Source organism: Myroides sp. N17-2 (genome assembly GCF_002286775.1).
Taxonomy (GTDB): domain Bacteria; phylum Bacteroidota; class Bacteroidia; order Flavobacteriales; family Flavobacteriaceae; genus Flavobacterium.
On the sequence record NZ_NSGJ01000018.1, the window covers coordinates 60,377 to 84,803 of the forward strand.

The following is a 24,427-nucleotide window of genomic DNA, read 5'->3' on the forward strand; positions in this document are numbered from 1 at the left end:
TCACGTAATAATACCTTCTAGTTCTAAATAGACACATTTATTAACTAAAGATAATAAAATTCTCAACATAGGAACTATTTATTAAAAAAATAATACAAGGTGCCTGTCTATATTATAACAAAAAAAGCCGAAGTATCTAAATACCTCGGCTTATATAATTGAATCAGACTAATATTACTTTAATTCTTTAATATTCTTAATAATCTGTCCACAGATATGATTAGCGACTTCTTTTATTTCTTCTGCATCTAGACCTTGCTCGTATGTTTTACTAATCACATAGCCATCTCCTAGATCTACAATGAACTCCGCTTCTAAGAACTCACAATTCAATTCGATAGTGATCGCTTCTGCCTCATTAGTTAGTTTAAATCCGTGTAGAGATGTAGTCGATAAGATACCATCTACGTCATTCCATGAGATGTCTTCCGCATCTAATAGAATCTCCTGTTGAAGTACTTCTGACTCCTCCTGTACACTTACATTAATATAAGTAGTGGTAATCTCTCCAAACAAATCTTTGAAGCTTCCCTTTATTTTTTGGTCTACCTCTAGATACATTGCTTTTAGAGAATCACTGTATAATGCAGTAATTACCTCCGCTGATTTCACTTTCTTTAACTGCTCTTCGTCTTTTGCTTTTAGTGCTTTTTTAAGCAACTCTATTTGGTTTAGAATATCTCCTTCAGCATCTATAGATTTGCCCGCAGTTACATCGTTCACCATCTGTTGAGAACGCAATACTAACTCACTGATATGCTTAAATAATGGTTCTTTACTTCCCTCATAACATAGGATATCAACTAAACCGTGATAGTACCCCTCATTCTCTTCATCCGTAATCCAAAACGGAGTGTATCCTAAAGCTACCAATATTTGATTAGTCAATATAAACCCAACACGCTCACTGCCTTGAGTAAACGGATGAATGTTCATATAATCAATAAGGAAGTTTAGCGCCACGTCTAAAGAGTGTGGAGCATACTTCTTACCACGCTGTACGAAAGCGATAGCCTCGTTAGTACGAGTAAGTAATTCCTTTATTTGCTTCTGAACTTCTTCAGGGCTAACGAATATATGCTTTTCACCTCTATAGTTGATAAACTCGTTGGCTTCTAGTTTATACTGTCCTAATTGTAACGTCTTATCTGCTTCTTCCTCATAAATAACCTTCGCGTGGATGTCTTTGATTGCCTTTTCAGATAGCTTTAATTCCATCTTCCCTACACGCAATATCTCGCGTATAACAGTATCGTGCTTCTTTATCTCTAATACATCCTTTAAAGACTTCTGATACACCTCTAAGATTCCGTTTAATACACTCTCTGCTTCTTCTACAGTTAGCATATTTCCCTCCATCGCATTAGCGTTAAAGTTCCACTCTAAACGAAACTTCTTGTGTAGAGCCTCTAACTGCTCATTATTTAAGCTTCCTTGTGCCTCAACTTGTTGTTTTAGCTCATCTATCTTTACTTTTACCTCTGTATAAGTCATCTAATCCCTCTTTTTTCTCAGTACACTTTCTCTCTAAAATACAGTTTATTTTCTCTCCTTACACATCTCCCCTAAGCTCCTAACATATACCAATCACTACTAAATCAGAGTGATATAATATATTTACTCACTAGTCCTACATCAAGAATCCACTATACCTTAAACCAAGTGTATTTTATTATAATGCCACAAAGATACACCACTGAATCAACTCAGCAAATACAAGGGTTATCTATTTTATCAAAGCTTTAGCCCGCACTTGAGATAACCCTTTATCCAAGAACATCTTACTCATTTTTCACACGATAATCTTTTGTATAAAAAAAGCAGTATCCTTTAGAGAACACTGCTTGGTATTTTACTCAATAAAAACTGCTTTCTTCTTTACCCTCTTTTGCTCATTAAGATCAACTTCATAATAATAAACTGTATAATTCTCTTTTACAATCAATCCAAGCATATCTTCATCACTTACTCCATCACATATAAACAAGAAGAAAGGTTCGAATAAATAGCTTCCCTTATTATTCTTAATCGTGTAAGTTTGCACCCTCCCAAGGCAACCATTATGAGGGTCTTGAACAATAATTATCTCATCAGCACCATCATTATCTAAATCCCCCTTATTCATAAGTGTGAATCCGCAACATCCTACAGGTATAGACCGAATAGTACTATCACTAAACTGTATTTCATATTCTTCAGGAACTCCTCCATCCACACGACTACCACCATATCCTTCTTTTACAAGTTTGCGATATGCGTACTCATACTGTCCATCCCCATTAAAATCTCCATATATCCTCTCCCCTATGTTTCCATTAATCGATGTCTGTTTATTTGCATCAGAATAAGTCTTATCGCTTTCTTCCTCAAATATCACGTCATTATTATGATTCTTATCATCAAGGTCATTATACGGTTCATCTATTTCATTATACTGTTCATCTAAGGTAGGAGCCTCATGACGCCAATCTCTATCAAAAGTATACGCTAACAGGCTCAGAAAAAACACGATATACACCGCTATAAATGATACTATAGCAATCACTTTAGTTTTTAAACTCCATTTCTTATTCATTCCAATAAGAATGACTAACACAAAAAATATTAGATAATATAACATACCGCTCATTATTAAAAATACAGTGTTTCTAATTTACTATTATTTAACCAACTCTTACTAATACAAATCAAATATCTACACAAAAAAAGCAGTATCTCTGTATAGATACTGCTTGATATAAAACAATTTAAAACAAAATTTATTGCACTCTAATAGTGATAGGAAGTGTAAACTGAGAACGAACTGGTTTATCGTTGTTCATCGCTGGTTTCCACTTAGACATCGTTTTTAATACACGGATAGCCTCTTTACTTGCTCCAAAACCTGGGTCTCTCATCACTTTAATATCTGTCAGACTACCATCTTTCTCAACGATGAATGACATAATCACTTTTATTTCTTTTGTACCTGCATCCATATCAGGTGCTCTAAATTTAGAGACAAATTCACTATTGAATTTCCCCATCGAACCATAAGGTTCTGCTTTATGAGATACACCGATATATACTTTATTATCATTAACAGCTGTACCACCTGATGCTTCAGGCTTAACTACATCTGCTGGCTTTTCGACAGGTTTCTCATTTATAATGATCGTTCCCTCGTCGCTTCCCTTTATATTCTCTGAACCTGGATTCGCATTCGCTAAATCTTCTGTAGTAGCTGGCTCTTCTGTAATCTCGTTTGCTTTAGCAGGATCAAGTTCAGTGTACTTCACTACATCTTCTCTAGATAGAGCAGTCTCTACTTTAACCTCTGGTATCTCTACCTCTGGTTCATCTTTAGGAGTAAATACTTCGTCCTCTAGAAGTGTAGGCTCTACAGGAATATCTATAATCACTACTCCTGGCTCATTACTCGCAAATAGATTAGAAACAACCGAAGGGACAACAAATACGGCACAGAACAAGAATATTCCTGCCACTAAGGAAATAATGGTGGTATATGAACTGTTTTGACGCAATTTATAAGCACCATACGCTTTATTGCGATTCTCAAAAACAATATCCAACCAGTCTTTTTTAAACAAATCATTCTTTGCCATAATTTTATCATTTAAAAGTTAAACATTGGCTGTTGGATCTTCATCTACCAACAACTAAATCAATCTACAGTTCTTTTCATACTGTATTAAATAATTAACATTAAACTACATTCTATTACAAATATATAAATTATAAACGAAAATATTTCACAATTATTATTTCAAGTAAAAATATTTCTTAAAATAATACTAATAAAAACACTATAATAAGCTATTCTCTTTTGCAAATATTCCTGATTTTTGGGATAATTAGAATCTCGCTACTAAGCCCAAAGTAGTACTAACATCAATACACTTTTTCCAACAGGGTAAAAAAGAGAGTAAAAACGAAGTCATACATTTTAGTTTGTACTATAAATGCTTTTGTTCCCAATTCCTTCCCAAGATTCCCTATTTGTTCCCGGTGAGGGGCTGTTTTGGGAAGGTGACTGGGATCGGACTGAAACCTAGCAGAAAGAAACTATCATTTACAACATAGTGGTTAATTTATTAATATAATGACTATTATGTATTTATATTTTCTGTAATTTTGATACTTATGTTAAAAGAATATTCCATATCAGATATTTTAGGCTTGCCTTCTCAACATGTACCCTATTATGTTGGAACGTTTGAAGGTACAGAGGATCCAGATATAGAATGGCCACACAGACACTCCTTTTTCTCGTTGGTTTGGTTTACTAAAGGAAGTGGATTTTATGTTATAGACTTCGAGGAGTATGAGATTAAACCTGATAGAATATTCTTAATTAGTCCAAAGCAAGTTCATAATTGGGATTATTCCGAGAATAGTAAAGGATATATCTTAACTATTGATTATGCATTTGGCAAGGAACTAGACATAAACCATATCTCTCTATATTTAGATATAAAAGACAGATATAAAGAGCTACTACAAGTTGTGTTTTTTGATTTAATTGAGAATTTTCAAAAAGCAGGTAACTTGACTATTGATATTCAATATGTTTACAAACAACTAGAGCGATTTATCACTCAGAACCAACTGAAATATAACACTGCTAATTCACAACTTACAGAATTAAAGATACTCCTAGCTAAAAATCAGCAGAGTCTATATACTGTTGAACAATATGCAACTAAGTTAAATATCTCTACTGAGCAATTAAACACCCTTTGTAAAACACATACTGGTATTTCGGCCAAACAATTCATATTAGACCTTAAAATAACAGAAGCTAAACGTCAATTAATATACACAACAAATAATATCAATGAAGTCGCTTATAATCTAGGATTTGTTGACTCCTCTTACTTCTCGAGAATATTCAAAAAGAAAACTAATTTATCTCCTTCTCTCTTTCTAAGAAAGTACCGAAATCAAGACTAAAAGTCCTATAATCACACTCCTCTTCCATTCTAACTTTGTGTAAAAGATAGAGATATGAAACAACTATTATTAATTCTACTGGCTTTACTGTCAGTATTAAATGTTTATTCACAAATGGAAAAGTCAGAACGTTATACACGAGGATGGAACAAGTTACAGGAAATAGACGGAGAAGCCGGAGAAAGAGTTATCAATGGGTTAAAAGATGTTTCCCCCGACTTAGGTAGATTCATCATTGAATACTCTTTTGGTAGTGTTTACAGCCTTGATAAACTAGATAATAAATCAAAAGAAATCGTCGCAATCTCTTCTCTCATTGCTCAACGAGCCATCCCCGAAATGAAAGTACATCTTCACGGGGCATTGAATACAAAAAATACAATTAATGAAGTTAAAGAGATAATCCTGCAAATGTCTGTGTATTGTGGTTTTCCAAAAAGTATTTGTGCAATGGGCATATTGCAAGAGGTACTTGAGGAACGCAAAAGTCAAGGAATAATTGATCAAGAAGGTACTCCTTTTCAAGTAGAAGAATTATCAAATAGATTAAGTAAAGGTTCTGATGAATTAGCCTTATTAAACAAAAACCAAGAGCAGATACTTCGAGAAAATTTCGATAGCTTTTCTCCCGAATTAGTACAGTTTACCCTTGAATATGGATATGCCGATATTTATGCTCGAAACAATCTCAATAAAAAATCTCGCCAAATAGCCACAATATCAGCATTGGCTACTTTAGGTAACGCTCCTGCACAACTTCGTTTTCACATCAGTGCTGGCTTAAATGTTGGATTGACTGTTGATGAAATAAAAGAGATAATGCTACTAATGACTGTGTATTCAGGTTTTCCTAATGCCATTAATGGAATGACTATTTTAAAAGAAGCAGTGGAAGAACGTACCAATCAATAAAACCTTATAACTAAGAAAAAAAGCACATCTTAATTTCCACCAAAACAAAGGGAGTTTCATGCTTATTAAAAAGATAAATCGCTGATGTAACAAAAATTACACAGCGATTTATCTATATTCAAAAAACGATTTTTAACCCAGTTTATGCTATAGACATATTACAAAATAGAATTACTTTGTAGTATTTGGTTAAAGCGTATTATGGGTTTAACTAAATAGTTATCACTAATCTAGTACCTGATGCAAGTTGTTTATTCCACGCTTCTTCAATATTCTCTAATGAGTGTGCCTCTGTCTGAATGTGTAATTTGTTATTTGAAGCCAATAAGAACATCTCAGGCAAGATTACTTTATTAAACACAATCAGTTCTTCTGGAGATAAACTCCCGAATCCTGATCCTAATATTTCGATAGCAGAGGTTCTAAGGATCGAAGAGGAAAGAGAAATCTCTTTACCTGCCATATCTCCTGCTGTAACGATCTTCGTGGTATGAGATATATGTGTGATAGAATCCCCTTTTAAAATTTCCATTATTAATGAAATCGGTTTGCCCCATAGGTAGTCAATCACGATATCGATAGGCGTTTCACGGTGTATAACAGCTAATCGTTCTTTAATACTTTCGTCAGTATCTTTTAGGTTAATCAGATGAGTCGCCCCATAAGATCTTAACTCTTCTAATAGTCGCTCGTTACGCCCTGTAACGATAATATTTTTAGCGCCGTAGTGCTTCGCTATTTGCACAGCGACGTGTCCTGTGACTCCTGTTGCACCGTTAAATAATACGGTTTGACCTGCCACAAGTTTAGCTCTAATAAGCAGTGGCATCGCTGATCCTAAAACAGCATTTGGCAAAGCCGCTGCCGTAACATAATCTAGTGTATGCGGTATAGGAGTATAATTATCGCCTATAATAGCTCGCTCTGCAAGCATCCCTGTAATCCCGAAACCATATACACGAGTTCCATCTGCTAGCTCTCCTACTCCATCTGTTCCCACTACTGTAGGAAACTCTCTATAACTAGCATAGTGTTTACCACTCACACGAGCTTTATCAAGGTTCTTAACCGCGGCAGCCTTGACATTAAGTAGTTGTTGATTTTCTTTCAAATCAAATAATAAATCAATGTCTCCGTATTTGGGCGTGCTTCCCGATTTATGTAATATAGCTGCTTTCATTATAGTGTGTTGTTATTAAAGCCTAAAAGTACTTGTTTTTTTGTGGAGTTGTGATGTTGTGGAGTTGTTTTTTTGTGATGCTGTGATGTTGTGTAAATAATCTTTAATAGTTTAATCAACTTATAAAAGATGATTTATCTCAAACAAAAAACCAAAATCACAGAAAAACATAAAAAAACTATAAAAATGCTTGTACGCATTCTTCTTCTAGCACTCCCTTAACGATGACAGGTTCTCCTCCCCACTTGGCAATGGTATTATCCTTTAGTATTGGGTATGCAGAACTATAGCCCCCTATATTTCCTGTAGAAATACTCCATACCACAGTACTAATCTTGTGTTGACGGATAACATAAGCACACATAATGCATGGCTCATGCGTTGTATACATCGTATATCCTGTCAGATCTATTAGTTCATTCTCTTCTCTAAACCTACGAATAACTTCTATCTCAGCGTGACAAGTAATATCCTTCTTACTCTTGCCCGCCTCTATAGCCTCTGCTACGATTTGCCCCTCCTTAACAAGGATAGCGCCTACGGGACTATCGCCAAAACGTTTAGCTAACATCCCTAATTCAATGCATTTCCTGATATAAAACTCGTGAGTATTCATCTTGTATATTCTTAAAACAATGAATTGTAAAGTTACACCTCTGTCCTTTTCTAGCAATTGTAGAATTATGTTTTTTGTTGGTTAGTTTTTTTGTGAAGTTGTGATGATGTTTTTTTGTGATGTCGTGAAGTTGTGAAGTTGTGAAGTTGAACAAATAAGCTTTAATAGTTTAAATCAACTTATAAAAGATGATTTATCTCAAACAAAAAACCGAAAAAACAACATCACAAAAAAACAGAAAGTTTTGCTAAACTATGTAGCAGATTTGTAGTTAAGCTTCGCTTTACTTGTTTAAAGTCGTATATTTGTTCCTTTGCCAAAAAATATGTCTAAAACAGAAGAAACAATAGAAGTATTAGGAGCTAGAGTACACAACCTAAAGAATATAGATGTGTCTATCCCACGAGAAAAACTGGTAGTTATCACTGGTCTATCTGGTTCGGGTAAATCGTCTCTTGCATTCGATACTATCTATGCTGAAGGCCAACGCCGTTATATAGAAACTTTTTCTGCCTATGCTAGACAATTTCTAGGAGGACTAGAACGACCTGATGTGGATAAGATAGATGGTCTGTCTCCTGTAATTGCTATCGAACAGAAAACAACTAATAAAAGCCCACGATCTACAGTGGGTACGATCACTGAGATATATGACTTTATGCGTCTGTTATTTGCTAGAGCTGGAGAAGCTTATAGCTATAATACAGGCGAGAAAATGGTCAGTTACTCAGATGAACAAATCTTAGACCTAATCATCAGTGAGTATCAAGGTAAGCGAATCAATGTACTAGCACCTGTAGTACGCGCTCGTAAGGGGCACTACAGAGAGTTATTCGAACAGATAGCTAAACAAGGGTTCCTAAAAGTACGCGTAGATGGAGAGGTACTAGATATCACTTCAGGTATGCGTGTGGATAGATATAAGACACATGATATAGAAACTGTTATAGACCGTATCGCAATAGATGATACAGAGCAAACCAAACAACGCCTTACAGAGAGCATCAAGGTAGCGATGCACTATGGTGATGATATCATTATGGTATTAGAACACGAGGGTGAAGTAGCGCGCTTCTTTAGTCGTCATCTGATGTGTCCTACTACAGGTATCTCTTATTCTAAACCCGAACCAAACAACTTCTCATTTAACTCTCCTAAAGGAGCGTGTCCATGCTGTAATGGCCTAGGGACAATCAATGAGATTAATATGCTTAAGATCATTCCTGATCCTGCTATCTCTATTAAAGCCGGAGGGTTAATCCCATTAGGTACAGAGAAGAAATCATGGATGTTTAAACAACTAGAGATAATCGCTGAGAAGTATAAGTTCTCCCTAAATGACCCTATTGATAAAATCCCTGCTGAGGCGATGGATATTATCCTTAATGGAGGTCAAGAGAGTTTCTCTGTTGTATCTAAAGTAGCTGGAATTACGAAGAACTATAAGATTGACTTTGTGGGTATTCTCAACTTCATCAAGAATCAGTTTGAAGAAAGTGAAAGTGCTACAATTAAAAGATGGGCTAAAGAATTTATGGATGAGATAGATTGTCCTGAATGTAATGGTACTCGTCTTAAGAAAGAGGCACTTTATTTCAAAATGGGAGATAAAAACATCGGTGAGTTAATTCAGATGGATGTTAAGACGTTAATTACTTGGTTTAAGAAACTACCTTATCAACTTACAGAGAAGCAAGTAGCTATCGGTAGTGAAGTACTTAAGGAGATCACTACACGTCTATCGTTCTTACAGGATGTGGGACTTACCTACTTATCCCTAAATAGGAGTTCACGTACACTATCAGGAGGAGAAGCACAGCGTATTCGTTTAGCTACTCAGATAGGTTCACAACTAGTAGGTGTATTATATATCTTGGACGAACCTAGTATCGGTCTTCACCAACGTGATAACGAACGCCTTATCAAGTCATTAGAATCTCTTAGAGATATCGGAAACTCTGTCTTAGTAGTAGAGCATGACAAGGATATGATAGAGCGTGCTGATTATGTCATCGATATCGGCCCTAAAGCAGGTAAAAACGGTGGTAAGATCATAAGTGAGGGTACTCCTGCTGAGCTGTTAAAAGAAGATACACTTACGGCAAATTACCTTAATGGTAAACTAAAAATAGCAGTCCCTAAGAAACGCAGAAAAGGAAATGGTAAAACCTTAAAACTAGAAGGTGCTACAGGTAATAACCTAAAGAATGTGAGCATAGAAATACCACTTGGAACACTAACGTGTGTAACAGGGGTATCAGGCTCAGGGAAGTCTACATTAATCAATGGAACACTTTACCCTATTCTGAATACACACTTCTTCCATGCTGTGGCAAAACCACAACCGTATAAGAAAATAAAAGGATTAGAACATATAGATAAAGTTATTGCGATAGATCAAAGTCCTATTGGTCGTACACCTAGATCTAATCCTGCAACATACACAGAGGTATTCTCAGACATTAGAAACCTATTCGCTCAACTGCCTGAAGCTGCTATACGTGGTTATAAACCTGGACGTTTTAGCTTTAATGTAAAGGGTGGTCGATGTGATACCTGCGAAGGTTCTGGAGTGCGTACTATCGAGATGGGGTTCTTACCTGATGTATATGTTGAGTGTGAAACATGTCAAGGAAAGCGTTTTAATAGAGAGACATTAGAGATTCGCTATAAAGGCAAGTCGATTTCGGATATATTAGACACAACAGTAGCAGAAGCAGTGGAATTTTTTGAGAATATTCCAAAAATATATCGTAAATTGAAAACTATTAATGAAGTCGGTTTAGGGTATATTACTTTAGGGCAACAAAGCACTACCTTATCAGGTGGAGAAGCTCAGCGTATCAAATTAGCTAGTGAACTATCTAAGAAAGATACAGGTAATACATTCTATATACTGGATGAACCTACAACAGGTTTGCACTTTGAGGATATACGAGTATTGATGGAGGTGATTAATAAATTAGTCGAGAAAGGAAATACCATATTAATCATAGAGCACAACTTAGATGTAATCAAGACAGCTGACTATATTATAGATGTTGGATATGAAGGTGGTAGCCAAGGTGGTGAAATAGTCGCTACGGGTACCCCTGAAGAAATATGTAAAAATAACAAGAGCTACACGGCTCACTTTTTAAAAGAGGAGTTAAAAAATTAAGATTATGAAAGACGCATTTGAAAGTGAAGAAGCAAAGATCCAAGAGAAGTTTAAACAAAGATCTTGGAATGAGATAAAAACAAATGATTCATGGGGAATCTTTAAAATCATGTCAGAATTCGTAAATGGATATGAGAAAATAGGTCGTATCGGGCCTTGTGTATCTATCTTCGGTTCTGCTAGAACTAAAACAGATGACCCTTATTATAAATTAGCTGAAGAAATCGCATTCAAAGTGAGTCAGGCAGGTTACGGTATTATTACTGGAGGTGGGCCTGGTATCATGGAGGCGGGTAATAAAGGTGCTCACTTAGGAAAAGGAGTATCTGTGGGATTAAACATTGAGTTGCCTTTTGAGCAACACTTTAACCCATATATCGACGCAGATAAGAACTTACAGTTCGACTATTTCTTCGTACGTAAAGTAATGTTCGTAAAGTACTCTCAAGGATTCGTAGTAATGCCTGGTGGGTTCGGTACACTTGATGAGTTATTCGAAGCAATCACACTTATCCAAACTAAGAAGATCGCTAAGTTCCCTATCGTATTAGTAGGTAGTGGATTCTGGGGTGGACTAATTGATTGGGTTAAATCAACTCTTCTAGAGAAATACCACAATATCTCTCCGGAGGATATGGACTTAATCAAGATCGTAGATTCAGCTGATGAAGTAGTAGAAGTTATCGATGCTTTCTACAAGAAATACAACTTAAGACCAAACTTCTAAAAAATGTTTTAGATATAAATAGAGAAGACTGCTATAGCAATATAGCGGTCTTTTTTTATGTTAATTATCTAAAAAACAAAATAATACATTTTTTATCACTACTTTTGCCTATATACTTTTACTTATGAAAATCTCTTCATTAGACTTAAACAATCTACCTAGTGTATTCTTTTGGGACATTGATATCAATTTGATTTCAGTAGAAGAAGACTATGGAGTGATAATTTCAAGAGTACTTATGTTTACCAACGAAGAGTATTTTGAAAACAATATCTCTATTTTAGAGGACTCTTATGGAAAAGCAAAAATTATAAATGTCATTAAAAACACCAAAGAAAGAATTAGTGATGACATTTGCACATTAGCTGCTATCAAATACAACACTGTAATAAATAGTAAATTTCACCTTTAATTTTTTATGGTAATAGATAAGAGAATTCTAAGCACAATCATTGAACTACAAGAATTAGAATTCCTTAAACCCTTTTATTTAGCAGGAGGTACTAATTTAGCTCTACGGTTTAACCATAGAAGATCAGAAGACATTGATTTATTTTGTGAAGAAATAATTGGAATAAATGGATTCGCTCACATAGAACGAGAACTTACAAGAGTATTTAAGGATCGGATACTTTTCATAACCTACCCTACAAAACAAAGCAATGAATTAGTATTTATAAGGTTAGTAATAAAGACTGATGACCTTGATGTTAAGGTTGAAATTTTACAAGGTTTTAAATTATTAAAACAAGTAGAAGTGATCAATAATATAAGGTTATCATCAATAGAAGATATTGGTACTTTTAAATTGGAATCACTAGCAAATAGATTTGCTCTCAAGGACCTATTTGACCTTGACTATATTACTGAAAAAATACAGTTATCTAGCCTTTTAATCTCATATAAAAAGAAAAAGGATATCTATCGTTTCAACAATATCAAAACTATCTTTCATTTTGACAACATTAATTGCCCTCTAGAGAATTTATCTATACTACTAGAGGTGACTAACAAAATGAGCAATAAACTACCCTATCACAGTTCTCCCAATAATTTAGACGGTGTTAGTAACGAGCATATTATCTATGTAACTTCTAATTGGCGAATGAAGGTAAAAAGACTACTATAACATAAGTGTACTGAATAAATACACACCTATACTTACTTGCAAAAAAAAAGCTGTTATAACTTCCGTTACAACAGCTTTTTTTGATATCTAAACGAAGATTACTTCGCTAATAACTCTTCTATTTTTTTACTAAGATCTTCACCTCTTAAGTTCATCTCGATAATAGTTCCATTACCATCTACTAAGTAGTTAGCAGGAATACCCTCGATACCATAAGCAGCTACGATAGGATCTTCCCATTGCTTAAGATTAGATACTTGAGCCCAAGTTAATTTATCAACCTGAATAGCTTTTTTCCAAGCAGCGTCATCTTTATCTAAAGAGTAACCAATAATATCAAATCCTTTAGCGTGAAAAGCTTCGTATGCTTTTACTAAATTAGGATTCTCTTGACGACATGGTCCACACCATGATGCCCATACATCAACAAGAACTAACTTCTTTCCTTGTAAGAAAGCAGATAAAGTCAATTCTTTACCGTCTGGAGTTAATCCTTTAAATTCTGGTAATTTACCTCCTACAGCTAATCCACTAGCCTCTCCTTCAGCAGGCTCACCTACTTCACCTAATGCTAGACCTAAACGTTCTGCAACCTTTTTACCAATTTTAGAGTCTTTTAATTCTTTAGAATACTTGTCAAAATCTGCTTTATATTCCTCAGGACTTTTCTCTCCTGATGGAATCATTTGGTTTAATAAGAATAATCCGAAAGCTTTTCCTTCGTTCTCTTTAGCATATTTCTCTAAGATACCTTTAGGCCCAACTAATAACGCTTGGTACTCAGACTCTAATTTTTTAAACTCTTCTGAATCCGTTTTCCCTGTTTGAGCTAACATCATCATTTGCATTCCTTTTTCATCAGAAAACGCCATAATCTTCTCCGCGAAAGGATTGATCTCGTCTTGGAATTTCTGAAGTTTATCATTGTTTTCAGTTCCACCTACAACTGTTTTTTCTGGTGTATTTTTATCTACACTAATAGTGATAGTTCCTGGTTCTGCTAAGAAAAAAGCATTAAGATCACCTGTTTCACCACCTTTAATGTGTAAGAATGCTTCATCTAATTCTGTAAACTTATGTTCGATAGATACTTTACCTCCTACTATAGTTCCTTTAGCTACTGCTACAGGTACATCTTGACCTATTTCAACAGACAATATCTCTACTTCTGTATTATCTGGAAAGTTATTCGCTGTTAACTCAATAACATTCTTTTTCTGACACGACGCAAACAATATCGTAGCGACTAGAAAAACACCTAATTTTTTCATCTAAATAGTTTTTATTTTAATAGGTTAAAAATAGACATTATTTTAGATTACTTCTTATTTTCTATCTACTTTTTAAAATCATTAACAATTAAACGGCTAACTATGCGTATATCAGCTCATAAAATTGTATTATTCTGTTTTATTCTTGAATTTAAAACAAAAATAGCCTTTATTACAACTATACTTGGTAAACAAGACTTCAGGTATAAGCACAAAAAAAAGCTATTACAACTTTCGTCATAATAGCTTGTATATAATATTGCTGAAAAAATTCTTACTTCGCTAAAAGCTCTTCTAATTTCTTATCTAATTCTTCGCCTCTTAGATTCATTGCTAAGATAGTTCCATTACCATCTATCAAATAGTTAGCAGGAACACCTGTGATATTATAATCTCCTACAATAGGATCTTGCCAAAACTTAAGATTAGATACTTGTGTCCAAGTAAGTTTATCCTTTTCGATGGCTTTCTTCCACGCAGTATCATCTTTATCTAAAGAGTAACCGATAATATCAAATCCTTTCTCGTGAAAAGTATTATAAGTCTTCACTAAATTAGGGTTCTCTTGACGACATGGTCCACACCATGATGCCCATACATCTACCAACACTAAGCTCTTACCATCTAAGAAAGTGGTCAATGTTAGCTCTTTTCCCTCTGTAGATAATGCTTTAAATTCTGGTAGTTTATCTCCAACAGATAATCCTTTAGTATCTTCTACTTTTTCACCTGAAGCTTCTTTTAAACGATCTTCCACTTTCTTACCTAGTTTAGAAGTTTTAAGGCTTGCTGGGTAACTATCAAAGATAGCTTTATACTCTTCTGGAGTTTTCTCAAGAGTAGGGATTCTATCAAAAAGCATCAACAATCCAATCGCTTTGCCTCTATTCTCACTTTCAAATCGATTAACAATAGCGTCTGGTTCCTTCGACATCTTTTCATACGTCTCTTTGATATTCTTTAGCTCTATAGAATTTTCATCTCCTGCTTCCACAAGTTTCATCATCTTCGCTTCATTCTCAGCCATAAAAGCCTTTATTTTGACTACTATAGGTCTGATTTCGTTTAAGAACTTCTGTAACTGTTCATTACTCTCTGTTCCACTCACTACTGAATCATCCGGTTTATTCTTGTCAAATTTGATAGTAATACTACCTGGTTCCCCTACGAAAAAGACAGTAGCATCAAGTCCTTCGTTATCTTTGATAGCGATAAATCCTTCATCAATATCTGCAAAAGTATTGTCAAAGGTAACTTTGCCATCTTGTATTTTTCCTGAAAGAATTGCCTTAGGCATAGCCTCCCCTAACTCCCTAGACTGAACCTCTACTGTAGTATTATCAGCTACATTCTCTGTTATAACCTCTATAGTACTCTTATTTTTACAAGCTACTGATACAACCAAAACAAGTAAAAACAATCCTATCTTTTTCATACACTTAATATATTATTGTTAATTATACCAAAAATAATCAATAATTCATATAGTTATAAAAACTATACCTTTATTTTTTATATTTTATTTAATTATATTCATTCTTTTCTTGTATTGCACTACTTCTCTATCCATTTTTTAAAGTCAGTTACCTTCTCTCTACTTACGATAAGGTCTTCTGACTCTAGGTTTACTAAGTTGAGCTTTAAACGAGAATTAGAATACGAATAGATATCTTTAATCGAATGTATCGAAACAATAAACTTGCGACTCATCCTAAAGAAATCTACTGGGTCTACCATCTTCTCTAGTTCCTCTAAGGTGTAATCTATAATATAGTTACGCCCTTCTGTAGTCTGTACATAAGTAGCCTTATTCTCACTGTAAAAACACACTATCTCAGAACGCAAGATGATCTTAATCTGAGCACCTACTTTAACGGCGAAGCGCTCTTTATACTCTACAGCATTCGATGTAGACATAAATTGCTTAAATAAGTCAAACTGTTGGTTAAACCCAAAAATAGCCGTTCTATTATTCTGAAACTTGTCAATCGCTTGCTTAAGTTCATCTTCTTGTATAGGCTTAAGCAAATAATCAATACTGTTTAGCTTAAAGGCTCTTAAAGCATACTCATCATAAGCTGTCGTGAATATAATCGAACTATTTATATGGACCTGCTCGAAAATCTCAAAAGACAGCCCATCTGAGAGCTGTATATCTAAAAAGATGAGGTCTGGTTCTTTATTAGAACCAAACCACACTACTGCCTCCTCTACACTCGAAAGGTTAATCATAGAACTATAACCTAACTTCTCTAACTTCCTCTCAAGTGAGCGAGCAGCGGGCTTTTCATCTTCAATAATTACTATACTAATCATTATTTTTTTACACTTAATTGATACTGATATGTTGCTTTTATCTTCTCTAGTTCCTTTCTTTCCATTCTATCTTGTAATCCCCTTAATACTGGAATATTATTAAGAAATAGTGAAATGAATCGAATAGCTAAACTTAGCAGTAAGATGGCAAATAATATATTCGCATAATTCACCTCTCCTACACTCACATTGATCGTTACATTCGCAATGCCGTACTCTCTATCGTACCACACAACTCCCATAAAGAATAAAACAACTAGGAGTTTTATAAACAATAGTATCGCACGATTATTCCTTGCATAGATAAGTTTTCTATACTCTACCAAGGCTTTTGATGATATCTTTGGTTGTTCCATAGTACGTTAGTTCCATTTTTGTCCTTCTCCTTTGTGCTTATCCATGTACTCTCTGATCTTCTTATCTTCCCAATCTTTTCCTAAGAATAGACTGTAATTAAAGGTCTTCATGGCATCAGATGCCAAACCTATTCCCCAAGCGAATAAGGGAATTAAACTCCACATAAACGATGGTTCAGTAAGTAAGTTAAGCATAATTAGGAAGCTGTTAACCATTATAAAAGTAGTAAGGTGAGCATAAAACTTCTTGATTCTCTCTACTTTTTTCTTTGCTTCTACTAATATTTCTTGTTCGTTCTCAGGTACGTCTATAATTCTCATGTGTTCTATAATTTTGGTTAGTATTGGTATCTTTACTGTAAAGTATTCTTCTGATTGTTCTATCGAGACGGGCTTAGAAGTTAATAGCGCATATCTACTCGCGATATTCTCTAATCCTATTCCCCTTCTATTATCTAGTACTTGTTTTTTATTTAAGGTATTTTTTATGACTAAGTATCCATCAGCACTTTCGCTAATAGTAATATGGACTGGTCGCTGTGCAGAAGCCTTGTTATGCTTAATCACATTTTCTAATAATAACTGCAAAGACAAGGGTACTACCTTCGCTCCTTCTTGTTTAATTTCCGTAGGCAATTCGAATACCAAGCTATCCTCAAAACGCATCTGTAGCAGCTCTATATATGTCTTAGCAAAGGCAAGTTCTTCTTCTATAGGAACAAGCTCTTTATTCTTCTGATCTAGTATATAGCGGTACGTCTTAGATAGTGAATTATTAAACTCAACTGCCTTATCCTGATCCTCTTCTATCAAAGCTCCTAATACATTCAGACTATTAAATAAAAAATGTGGATCGAGCTGATTCTTTAAACTTTCAAACTGTGCAGATACATTGCCCGTGATCACCTTTTGCTCCTCTAACTGTTGGTCCTTTACTAAAGAAGAAAAACGAACGTGAAAGTAGATGGCTAATAGGATAGAGTAAAACACCGTAAAGTTTAAGACTGTTCTAAACTCTCCATTAATAAAGACAGAACTAATCGGTTCTTCTTGCAGCAGAAGGACATTAATTATCTTTAATATAAAAGCTGCTCCAAAGATGATCAGAAAGTTTAAACCTGTAGCCATAGCTGTTGCCCATCCTATATTCCGATCATTCTCTCTGATGAATATATTCAGTCTTACTAGGTATGTTTTCTTTAAGTAGTAGTTGGCACCTAATACAATAGCTGCAAAAAAACTAAAGTATAGGATAAACATATAGATATCTACATGATATAATCTCAGGACTTTCTTAAACATAAAGAATGTAATCAAGAGTACTCCTACTATTTTGGTAATATTATTTCGCTGTGTCATTTTTTAGAATAGTATTAATCTGCACATTTACAATCTGGTTTCTTTGATTAAAAATGCTCTTTGCACTTTCTTCTTTTTTAATGCCAAACATAGTTAAGAAGAATGTAATCAAAAATAAGGTAATGGTTATAATAATTTTCATATCTATCTTGTTTTTTGTTGTAGCAAAGATGTGATACATTCATCAATCAAAAAAAAGAAGAGTACTGAATTGTCGAGTTTATAGGACGAACTGTAAGATATCGGTATTATCCCTCTTAAACCTCCTTATAAAAGGATAGTTTAACCCCAAATCAACCTTAGCGAAATACTATAAAGTAATTCTACTATAGTACGCATTCGTCACTAATTCAGACCTATTTTGCATAATTACTTTCTGTTTATATGTCTATCACTTATTCTAGTACTCACAAAAAAACGAGTGTGGAGAAAATAGTTATTTTTTATTTATTATATTTGTAACCAAATGAATATCAGGATTTATTCTTTTTTTCAGACCAATCTTCTAGGTCAATTTTTACAATAACCGCATCAATACATTAATAGGATATAATAGGCGTATTTATGCTGTCTCCGTTCGAGTGAGTCCATAGTGAGTCCATAATGAGTCCATAGTGACTCCATTAAAACAGCTTTTTTAATGGAGTCACTATGCACCCACGATACTGTCAATATGCTTCCATACAAAGCCACATAGTAATTGTATTAAAACATACACAAAACAAGATATTTAAGAGGATAATAAACAGAGTCCTTAGAAGATAGGACCGTTGATTTTCAATAGAATAAAAACCATTTTATAAGGGCAAGATACACATTTAAACTGAGATTATATAAAGGATAGTAGCTAAAGTGAAGAAAGGTAAGATAGTCCCATACGTCACTTTTGCTAATTAGCCTACTACACATTAATGGTTAAAACAATAGAGTGCACTAAAGGCAACAGTAAAAAACTGGCTGTCAACCCGATGTAGCAACTTCGTTAAAATGTCGGTAAAAAGAGGGGTATTTATTCGACAATAATGAATAATAAGTTTAAATTTGCGTTTCTAATCCACAAAAAAGTTATGGTTTATAAGTTCAGAGTAATCCTTGATACTGAGGAAGATATATTTAGAGACATTGCTATTTCAGAAGATGACTCATTAGAAGATTTACACAATGCTATCGTGAATGCTTTCGGTTTTGACGGTATGGAGGCAGCTTCATTTTACAAGTGTGATGATCAATGGACTCAGCTAGAAGAAGAAATTTCGTTATTTGACATGGGAGAAAATCCTGGTGAAGATACAACGATGAACTCTACTACTATCGGATACATCTTAGATGAAGAAAACACAAAAATCATATATGTATATGACTTTTTAAATATGTGGACTTTCTTCGTAGAATTAGGAGCTATCGAAGAAGAAGAACCTGGAGTATCATATCCTGAGGTATTGTTCTCACATGGTATCCTACCTGACAGTATGCCGGGCAAGTCATTCACTGCTAACCCTGTATCTAATGAAGATATCTATGGAGAGTTTGACGATGACTTCGATGAAGAAGATTTTGATATGTTTGATGATGGTGAGATCTCAGAAGACTACGGTTACGAAGATAACTGGAACTAATCCCTTACAATTTCATTTTTAATTTATACTAAGTAGATTACACTACTTACTCATTACTGACATTATGATTAACTTATTTAATACGCACATTGAAACTCTATCTATCCATAGAGTTGGAAATAAAAGCAGAAATGAAGCTATCTTCTTATCTGAGGAACCTTATAATTTAAATGATGAAATAGCTCCTTTATTAAAAGAGTATTTCTTTAAGCCATTCCGTGAGAAAGAAGAAAACTTCTATCAGTTCGCACACGATGTTGACTTAGAATTCAATGAAATGTATAACTATGCTAACGAGCTTTTTAACGCTCCATCAGCAGAGAATGCACAGGCAATTTCTAAGAAAATAACAAGTCACTTGTTCGAACAATCAAACCATCCACATATTAAGAATGGAGAGGTTTATGTTACATACTTGACTAACCTATCTATTGATAACAATATAGTAGATGCTATCGGTATCTTTAAAAGTGAAATCAAGACTGACTTCTTACAACTTCAAGAGAAAGGGTCTAACTTAGAGATGCACCTTTTACAAGGAATCAACCTTAATAAATTAGACAAAGGATGTATCATCTTTAATTACAAAAAAGAAGAAGGGTACAAGATCTTGACTATTGATAGTAACAAGTATGATGCACGCTACTGGTTAGAGCATTTCTTAAATGTAGATATCTTCCAAGATGAAGCATTTATGACTAAAAAATACCTTAAGTTCTGTCAAGACTTCGCTAAAGAAGTAGTACTTCCTGCTGAAGATAAGAAAGAAGAGGTTATGTTTATGAACCGTTCTGTGAACTACTTCGCTAAAAACGATGAGTTCGAAGAGACAAACTTCCTAAACGAAGTAATCGACAATCCTGATTTAGCTGCTGAGTTTAAAAACTACAAAGTAGATAAAGGAGAGAAATACAGTATCGAAGACACTACATCATTCCCTATTGCAAATAACGCAGTAACAGATGCTAGAAAGAAACTGAAGAATGTAATCAACCTTGATACTAACATCCAAATCAAACTAGACTTTATCAACCCTGAAAGTGCTGATAAATTCGTAGAAAAAGGATGGGATGAAGAGAAACAAATGTATTACTACCTTGTTTACTTTAACAAAGAACAAAAATCTTAATAATTTAGCGATTCCACTTATACTGGAATCGCTTTTTTTGTTTAAAAATATATATTATGAGAGAGTTTAATTACATCTTGATATCAGAGGGCGCATTTAATACAAATGCCGCTCAAGACATTCTTAATTCTAATATCTCAGTAGTTAATTACCTACGCAGTTCTGAAGTAGGTGATGATGAGTTACACCCTGATGCTTTTGCTAGCTACTGTGTAGACTACTACTTAAACCTAGTAGAGTCTGAGGGACTTGCTTCGTTTATCTACAATAGCAAATGGGATTTAGATCTAATCGAGATTATCCACGCTGGACTAACAGCTATGGAAGCTAAAGAACACCTAGAGTACTTCGAAAAACAAATGAGAAGAGTCAAAGCATTTAGCAATATCAAGCTAAAGAAATTCTTTGATGCTGCACTAGGGAAAGAAAAAGAAACAATGACTTTATTAGAGGACAACTCATTTAAAGATATTTCAGAGGATCTAAGAGCATTAAATGCTACTTGGCTAAAGTCACACCCTGATTTAAAAGTTGTGAGTTTAGATGAGATGCAAAGTATTATTAGTGACTTTATCGAATAAAAAAAGCTCCTCAATGAGGAGCTTTCTTATTTTTATTATTATTTACCGAACTCAAACTTTGATATTTTAAGATCATTTCCTTTTTTAGCAAGGTAGATTTTCTCTGTTACTGCTTCAGGATGATTCTCATATACTACTTTATACTCAAAGTAGAAGTCCTTAGTTTTAGCTTTTTTATCTCTATCTGTCATCTCCCATTTATCAAGTACGAAGCTCTTAATGTTCCCGTACTTCTGATCTCTATCTTTTAGATCAGTAATAAAAGCACTTTGTTGTTGATCATTGTAGAAATCTTCATTCATAAGTTTAGGAATCGAATCATACTGATCTTGCATTACGTTGTAGTAATACCACCCGATGATTGTTTCACCTGCTTTTTGATCTCCAAGTTCTGTACTTTTTTTAGTGTTGTTACATGACACGAATAATAGCGCTGCGAATAAGAATGTAAAAATCTTTTTCATAAGAAATACTTTTAATTAATTGTTAAATTATAAAACTCTCCTAACCTTTTTATATACTATAAATTTAATAATTAATTATGATTTTTGCAAATCCTTTCTAAACAAATAATGATTAGTCTTGTTTTCCTAAATATGTATAACACCAAGTAATCGTATAAGTCGGTATAAAGTCCAAACCTGGCGATAATTCTTCGATAAAATTAACAATTGCTGCTACCTTACCTATTTTGCCTGGATACATCTTCGCTAATATATACGCTGAGATAGGCGCCCATACCACATCTGCTATCTCTCCTACCCCGGGTATAACATAAGATAGACATCCTATTAGGTCCATTAATATCCCTATAAATAGCTGTCTATACTTTATCTTATTATTCGTGATCATCTTTAGTTATTTAAGCTTTGTACTATACTTAGTTCTAAACTTATCTAGTTTTGGTCTTACCACTAACTGACAATATGGGTTCTTATCTCCGCTTTTCTCAAAGTAATTCTTGTGATAATCCTCCGCTACATAAAACTTAGTGGCACTAGACAACTTTGTTACGATAGGATCTTCATATACCTTTTCATTAATCAGAATCTCTAAATACTCTTTAGCAATTCCTTTTTGTACTTCATCTGTATAGAATATCTCACTTCTATATTGAGTTCCTACGTCCTCACCTTGTCTATTTAATGTTGTAGGATTATGACTTGTAAAGAAGATCTCTAAAAGCATATTATAGTTAATTACCGCAGGATCATAAGTAACCTTTATTACTTCTGCATGTCCTGTCTCTCCTGTACATACCTCTTCATAAGTAGGATTCTCTTTAGCACCACCCATATATCCTGGCAGCACCTCTTCTACTCCTTTTAAACTACTGAACATCGCTTCTACACACCAAAAACATCCTGCTCCAAAAACTGCTGTATGTAACTTTCTATTCTCAACCATCTTATCTGTTTTTCTTATTTAATTGTTTTATTCTAATACCACCTAAGCCAAGTAATATTAGTACTATAAAGATAAGTTATTATTTTAAACACAAAATAAACGACAGAGATATTAACGAAAATTAATTAGACGAAACGGTATCAGACAAATCACAAATAAGCAGATTAATAGCTACTCCTCTATTTGTATACTGAATCTAATGATTTATTACTGCGGTTTTAATTATTTTAAGTTTTTAGAACAAGTAAAAAGCGTTACTTTGTATTTCTAAAATAAAGAAGATGATTAGAGCAACTAATATTCATAAATTCTACGATAAACTAGAAGTTTTAAAAGGAGTAGATCTACATATTAAAAAAGGAGAAATCGTTTCTATCGTTGGAGCTTCTGGAGCTGGTAAGACGACTTTACTTCAAATATTAGGAACATTAGATCACCCTAGCGCAGACAGCAATACTACGCTATCTATAAACGGACAAGATATATTAGCATTAAAAGACAAAGAAATCTCTAAATTTAGAAATCTAAACTTAGGGTTTATCTTTCAGTTTCACCAACTCCTTCCTGAGTTCACTGCTTTAGAGAATGTGTGTATCCCTGCGTTTATAGCGAATAAAGACAAGCAAGAAACAGAGAAAGAAGCAATCCGTCTTTTAGAATACCTAGGACTATCTCACCGCATTAAGCACTTCCCTTCAGAGCTATCTGGTGGAGAACAACAACGCGTAGCTGTCGCTAGAGCTCTTATTAACAAACCATTAGTCATCTTCGCTGATGAACCTTCAGGAAACCTAGATACACACTCTGCTGAGAACCTACACAAGTTATTCTTTAAGCTTAGAGATGAACTAGGACAGACTTTCGTTATCGTAACACATAATGAAGAGTTAGCCAATATGGCTGATCGAAAACTAACGATGATAGATGGTCAGATTAGACTAAAACAAGAGTTACATGAATAACACTGAACTTAAGGAGTTCTTAGACGAGAAAGTAATCGAGTTTAACAACCCTACTTTTATACAAGATGATCCTATACAGATCCCTCATTTATACACATTAAAAGAAGATATAGAGATTGCTGGATTCTTAAGTGCTACTATCGCTTGGGGAAACAGAAAGATGATCATTAAGAATGCTCATCGCATGATGGACTTAATGGGTAATTCTCCTTATGACTTTGTGATGGAGCACCATGATGATCAGCTAGAGAGTCTTGATTCTTTTGTTCATAGAACCTTTAATGGTGTTGACTTTGCTTCCTTTATCAAAGGGTTAAAGCATATCTATACAAATCACGATGGTCTAGAAAGTGTTTTTGCGAACACGAATTTCACTATGCAAGAGAGAATCTCTAACTTCAAGAAACTATTCTTTGAGATAGAGCATCCTACTCGATCTGAGAAGCATATCTCTGATCCGCTTAAAGGATCAGCTGCAAAGAGAATAAATATGTACCTACGTTGGATGGTTAGAAATGACAATACAGGAGTAGACCTAGGAATATGGAATACGATAAGCACAGCTGACCTATCTTGCCCCTTAGATGTACACTCAGGTAATATGGCTAGAAAGCTCGGTATCCTTACTCGTAAACAAAACGACGCAAAGGCACTAGCTGAACTAGATGCTGCTTTGCGTCGTTTTGATCCGATAGACCCCGTCAAATATGATTTCGCTCTATTTGGACTAGGAGCTATTGAGAAATTTTAAAA

The 24,427-nt window shown here is 34.3% G+C and carries 24 protein-coding genes; 11 read left to right on the forward strand and 13 right to left on the reverse strand.

Features of this window, described 5'->3' with window-relative positions; genetic code table 11:
- Window positions 1-174: 174 nt before the first annotated feature.
- From CF599_RS09260 to CF599_RS09270, 3 genes are all read right to left on the reverse strand, one after another.
- A complete protein-coding gene (locus tag CF599_RS09260; RefSeq protein ID WP_121965754.1) occupies window positions 175-1,494 on the reverse strand; it encodes a Fic family protein in 1,320 nt (439 codons plus the stop codon).
- Between the two features lie 358 nt (window positions 1,495-1,852).
- Window positions 1,853-2,620 (reverse strand): hypothetical protein, encoded by a 768-nt coding sequence (locus CF599_RS09265; protein WP_143824810.1) that lies wholly within the window; start codon window positions 2,618-2,620, stop codon window positions 1,853-1,855.
- 139 nt (window positions 2,621-2,759) lie between these two features.
- Entirely contained in the window at window positions 2,760-3,605 is an 846-nt protein-coding gene (locus CF599_RS09270) for an energy transducer TonB (protein ID WP_121965756.1), read from the reverse strand.
- 538 nt (window positions 3,606-4,143) lie between these two features.
- Between CF599_RS09270 and CF599_RS09275 the strand changes: the two genes are divergently transcribed.
- Both CF599_RS09275 and CF599_RS09280 read left to right on the forward strand, forming a co-directional pair.
- Window positions 4,144-4,953 (forward strand): AraC family transcriptional regulator, encoded by an 810-nt coding sequence (locus tag CF599_RS09275; protein ID WP_121965757.1) that lies wholly within the window; start codon window positions 4,144-4,146, stop codon window positions 4,951-4,953.
- Between the two features lie 54 nt (window positions 4,954-5,007).
- A complete protein-coding gene (locus CF599_RS09280; RefSeq protein WP_254050268.1) occupies window positions 5,008-5,865 on the forward strand; it encodes a carboxymuconolactone decarboxylase family protein in 858 nt (285 codons plus the stop codon).
- Window positions 5,866-6,076: 211 nt separating this feature from the next.
- Here the strand turns inward: CF599_RS09280 and CF599_RS09285 are convergent, their stop codons facing one another.
- Window positions 6,077-7,045 (reverse strand): zinc-binding alcohol dehydrogenase family protein, encoded by a 969-nt coding sequence (locus CF599_RS09285; protein ID WP_121965758.1) that lies wholly within the window; start codon window positions 7,043-7,045, stop codon window positions 6,077-6,079.
- Between the two features lie 178 nt (window positions 7,046-7,223).
- On the reverse strand, window positions 7,224-7,661 hold the full coding sequence (locus tag CF599_RS09290) for a nucleoside deaminase (protein ID WP_121965759.1): 438 nt from the start codon (window positions 7,659-7,661) through the stop codon (window positions 7,224-7,226).
- Window positions 7,662-7,986: 325 nt separating this feature from the next.
- On the opposite strand from CF599_RS09290, the gene uvrA reads away from it, so the two are divergent.
- The 4 genes from uvrA (at window position 7,987) to CF599_RS09310 (ending at window position 12,677) form a co-directional block, all read left to right on the forward strand.
- Entirely contained in the window at window positions 7,987-10,821 is a 2,835-nt protein-coding gene (gene uvrA / locus CF599_RS09295; RefSeq protein WP_121965760.1) for an excinuclease ABC subunit UvrA, read from the forward strand.
- Window positions 10,822-10,825: 4 nt separating this feature from the next.
- Window positions 10,826-11,548, forward strand: a complete 723-nt coding sequence (locus tag CF599_RS09300) for a TIGR00730 family Rossman fold protein (protein WP_121965761.1) — start codon at window positions 10,826-10,828, stop codon at window positions 11,546-11,548.
- Window positions 11,549-11,672: 124 nt separating this feature from the next.
- On the forward strand, window positions 11,673-11,960 hold the full coding sequence (locus CF599_RS09305) for a hypothetical protein (RefSeq protein WP_121965762.1): 288 nt from the start codon (window positions 11,673-11,675) through the stop codon (window positions 11,958-11,960).
- Window positions 11,961-11,966: 6 nt separating this feature from the next.
- A complete protein-coding gene (locus tag CF599_RS09310) occupies window positions 11,967-12,677 on the forward strand; it encodes a nucleotidyl transferase AbiEii/AbiGii toxin family protein (RefSeq protein ID WP_121965763.1) in 711 nt (236 codons plus the stop codon).
- A 98-nt stretch (window positions 12,678-12,775) separates the two neighbouring features.
- Here the strand turns inward: CF599_RS09310 and CF599_RS09315 are convergent, their stop codons facing one another.
- From CF599_RS09315 to CF599_RS09335, 5 genes are all read right to left on the reverse strand, one after another.
- A complete protein-coding gene (locus CF599_RS09315) occupies window positions 12,776-13,948 on the reverse strand; it encodes a TlpA disulfide reductase family protein (protein ID WP_121965764.1) in 1,173 nt (390 codons plus the stop codon).
- Window positions 13,949-14,222: 274 nt separating this feature from the next.
- Window positions 14,223-15,383 carry a TlpA disulfide reductase family protein gene (locus CF599_RS09320; RefSeq protein ID WP_121965765.1) on the reverse strand — a complete coding sequence of 387 codons (1,161 nt, stop codon included), beginning with the start codon at window positions 15,381-15,383 and terminating at the stop codon, window positions 14,223-14,225.
- Between the two features lie 119 nt (window positions 15,384-15,502).
- Window positions 15,503-16,264: a LytTR family DNA-binding domain-containing protein gene (locus CF599_RS09325; protein WP_121965766.1), complete on the reverse strand. Its 762-nt coding sequence runs from the start codon at window positions 16,262-16,264 to the stop codon at window positions 15,503-15,505.
- Window positions 16,264-16,620, reverse strand: a complete 357-nt coding sequence (locus tag CF599_RS09330; protein WP_143824811.1) for a hypothetical protein — start codon at window positions 16,618-16,620, stop codon at window positions 16,264-16,266. The genes CF599_RS09325 and CF599_RS09330 overlap by 1 nt, the downstream gene beginning before the upstream one ends.
- A 6-nt stretch (window positions 16,621-16,626) precedes the next feature.
- Window positions 16,627-17,979: a 2TM domain-containing protein gene (locus CF599_RS09335; RefSeq protein ID WP_121965768.1), complete on the reverse strand. Its 1,353-nt coding sequence runs from the start codon at window positions 17,977-17,979 to the stop codon at window positions 16,627-16,629.
- Between the two features lie 1,067 nt (window positions 17,980-19,046).
- Between CF599_RS09335 and CF599_RS09345 the strand changes: the two genes are divergently transcribed.
- The 3 genes from CF599_RS09345 to CF599_RS09355 all read left to right on the forward strand — a co-directional run bounded on the left by CF599_RS09345 (window position 19,047) and on the right by CF599_RS09355 (window position 21,305).
- Complete coding sequence (locus CF599_RS09345) at window positions 19,047-19,595, forward strand: hypothetical protein (protein ID WP_121965770.1); 549 nt, start codon at window positions 19,047-19,049, stop codon at window positions 19,593-19,595.
- A gap of 64 nt (window positions 19,596-19,659) precedes the next feature.
- Complete coding sequence (locus CF599_RS09350; RefSeq protein ID WP_121965771.1) at window positions 19,660-20,724, forward strand: nucleoid-associated protein; 1,065 nt, start codon at window positions 19,660-19,662, stop codon at window positions 20,722-20,724.
- Window positions 20,725-20,780: 56 nt separating this feature from the next.
- Window positions 20,781-21,305 carry a hypothetical protein gene (locus CF599_RS09355; RefSeq protein WP_121965772.1) on the forward strand — a complete coding sequence of 175 codons (525 nt, stop codon included), beginning with the start codon at window positions 20,781-20,783 and terminating at the stop codon, window positions 21,303-21,305.
- Between the two features lie 38 nt (window positions 21,306-21,343).
- On the opposite strand, the gene CF599_RS09360 is transcribed toward CF599_RS09355, so the two are convergent.
- The 3 genes from CF599_RS09360 to msrA all read right to left on the reverse strand — a co-directional run bounded on the left by CF599_RS09360 (window position 21,344) and on the right by msrA (window position 22,712).
- Window positions 21,344-21,769 carry a hypothetical protein gene (locus CF599_RS09360; protein ID WP_121965773.1) on the reverse strand — a complete coding sequence of 142 codons (426 nt, stop codon included), beginning with the start codon at window positions 21,767-21,769 and terminating at the stop codon, window positions 21,344-21,346.
- A 112-nt stretch (window positions 21,770-21,881) separates the two neighbouring features.
- Entirely contained in the window at window positions 21,882-22,157 is a 276-nt protein-coding gene (locus CF599_RS09365) for a hypothetical protein (protein WP_121965774.1), read from the reverse strand.
- Between the two features lie 6 nt (window positions 22,158-22,163).
- On the reverse strand, window positions 22,164-22,712 hold the full coding sequence (gene msrA, locus CF599_RS09370; RefSeq protein WP_121965775.1) for a peptide-methionine (S)-S-oxide reductase MsrA: 549 nt from the start codon (window positions 22,710-22,712) through the stop codon (window positions 22,164-22,166).
- A gap of 281 nt (window positions 22,713-22,993) precedes the next feature.
- On the opposite strand from msrA, the gene CF599_RS09375 reads away from it, so the two are divergent.
- Window positions 22,994-23,674: an ABC transporter ATP-binding protein gene (locus tag CF599_RS09375; protein WP_121965776.1), complete on the forward strand. Its 681-nt coding sequence runs from the start codon at window positions 22,994-22,996 to the stop codon at window positions 23,672-23,674.
- A complete protein-coding gene (locus CF599_RS09380; RefSeq protein WP_121965777.1) occupies window positions 23,667-24,425 on the forward strand; it encodes a TIGR02757 family protein in 759 nt (252 codons plus the stop codon). The genes CF599_RS09375 and CF599_RS09380 overlap by 8 nt, the downstream gene beginning before the upstream one ends.
- The last annotated feature ends 2 nt before the right edge of the window (window positions 24,426-24,427 follow it).

What these genes read in the sequence shown, in the direction of transcription:
- CF599_RS09280 (WP_254050268.1), top strand. Translation starts at nt 5,008, where the DNA reads ATGAAACAACTATTATTAATTCTACTGGCTTTACTGTCAGTATTAAAT.
- CF599_RS09365 (WP_121965774.1), bottom strand. Translation starts at nt 22,157, where the DNA reads ATGATCACGAATAATAAGATAAAGTATAGACAGCTATTTATAGGGATA.
- CF599_RS09330 (WP_143824811.1), bottom strand. Translation starts at nt 16,620, where the DNA reads ATGGAACAACCAAAGATATCATCAAAAGCCTTGGTAGAGTATAGAAAA.
- CF599_RS09270 (WP_121965756.1), bottom strand. Translation starts at nt 3,605, where the DNA reads ATGGCAAAGAATGATTTGTTTAAAAAAGACTGGTTGGATATTGTTTTT.
- CF599_RS09290 (WP_121965759.1), bottom strand. Translation starts at nt 7,661, where the DNA reads ATGAATACTCACGAGTTTTATATCAGGAAATGCATTGAATTAGGGATG.
- CF599_RS09345 (WP_121965770.1), top strand. Translation starts at nt 19,047, where the DNA reads ATGGTTTATAAGTTCAGAGTAATCCTTGATACTGAGGAAGATATATTT.
- uvrA (WP_121965760.1), top strand. Translation starts at nt 7,987, where the DNA reads ATGTCTAAAACAGAAGAAACAATAGAAGTATTAGGAGCTAGAGTACAC.
- CF599_RS09305 (WP_121965762.1), top strand. Translation starts at nt 11,673, where the DNA reads ATGAAAATCTCTTCATTAGACTTAAACAATCTACCTAGTGTATTCTTT.
- CF599_RS09350 (WP_121965771.1), top strand. Translation starts at nt 19,660, where the DNA reads ATGATTAACTTATTTAATACGCACATTGAAACTCTATCTATCCATAGA.
- CF599_RS09265 (WP_143824810.1), bottom strand. Translation starts at nt 2,620, where the DNA reads ATGTTATATTATCTAATATTTTTTGTGTTAGTCATTCTTATTGGAATG.
- CF599_RS09325 (WP_121965766.1), bottom strand. Translation starts at nt 16,264, where the DNA reads ATGATTAGTATAGTAATTATTGAAGATGAAAAGCCCGCTGCTCGCTCA.
- CF599_RS09310 (WP_121965763.1), top strand. Translation starts at nt 11,967, where the DNA reads ATGGTAATAGATAAGAGAATTCTAAGCACAATCATTGAACTACAAGAA.
- CF599_RS09355 (WP_121965772.1), top strand. Translation starts at nt 20,781, where the DNA reads ATGAGAGAGTTTAATTACATCTTGATATCAGAGGGCGCATTTAATACA.
- CF599_RS09300 (WP_121965761.1), top strand. Translation starts at nt 10,826, where the DNA reads ATGAAAGACGCATTTGAAAGTGAAGAAGCAAAGATCCAAGAGAAGTTT.
- CF599_RS09360 (WP_121965773.1), bottom strand. Translation starts at nt 21,769, where the DNA reads ATGAAAAAGATTTTTACATTCTTATTCGCAGCGCTATTATTCGTGTCA.
- CF599_RS09260 (WP_121965754.1), bottom strand. Translation starts at nt 1,494, where the DNA reads ATGACTTATACAGAGGTAAAAGTAAAGATAGATGAGCTAAAACAACAA.
- CF599_RS09335 (WP_121965768.1), bottom strand. Translation starts at nt 17,979, where the DNA reads ATGACACAGCGAAATAATATTACCAAAATAGTAGGAGTACTCTTGATT.
- CF599_RS09375 (WP_121965776.1), top strand. Translation starts at nt 22,994, where the DNA reads ATGATTAGAGCAACTAATATTCATAAATTCTACGATAAACTAGAAGTT.
- msrA (WP_121965775.1), bottom strand. Translation starts at nt 22,712, where the DNA reads ATGGTTGAGAATAGAAAGTTACATACAGCAGTTTTTGGAGCAGGATGT.
- CF599_RS09315 (WP_121965764.1), bottom strand. Translation starts at nt 13,948, where the DNA reads ATGAAAAAATTAGGTGTTTTTCTAGTCGCTACGATATTGTTTGCGTCG.
- CF599_RS09380 (WP_121965777.1), top strand. Translation starts at nt 23,667, where the DNA reads ATGAATAACACTGAACTTAAGGAGTTCTTAGACGAGAAAGTAATCGAG.
- CF599_RS09275 (WP_121965757.1), top strand. Translation starts at nt 4,144, where the DNA reads ATGTTAAAAGAATATTCCATATCAGATATTTTAGGCTTGCCTTCTCAA.
- CF599_RS09320 (WP_121965765.1), bottom strand. Translation starts at nt 15,383, where the DNA reads ATGAAAAAGATAGGATTGTTTTTACTTGTTTTGGTTGTATCAGTAGCT.
- CF599_RS09285 (WP_121965758.1), bottom strand. Translation starts at nt 7,045, where the DNA reads ATGAAAGCAGCTATATTACATAAATCGGGAAGCACGCCCAAATACGGA.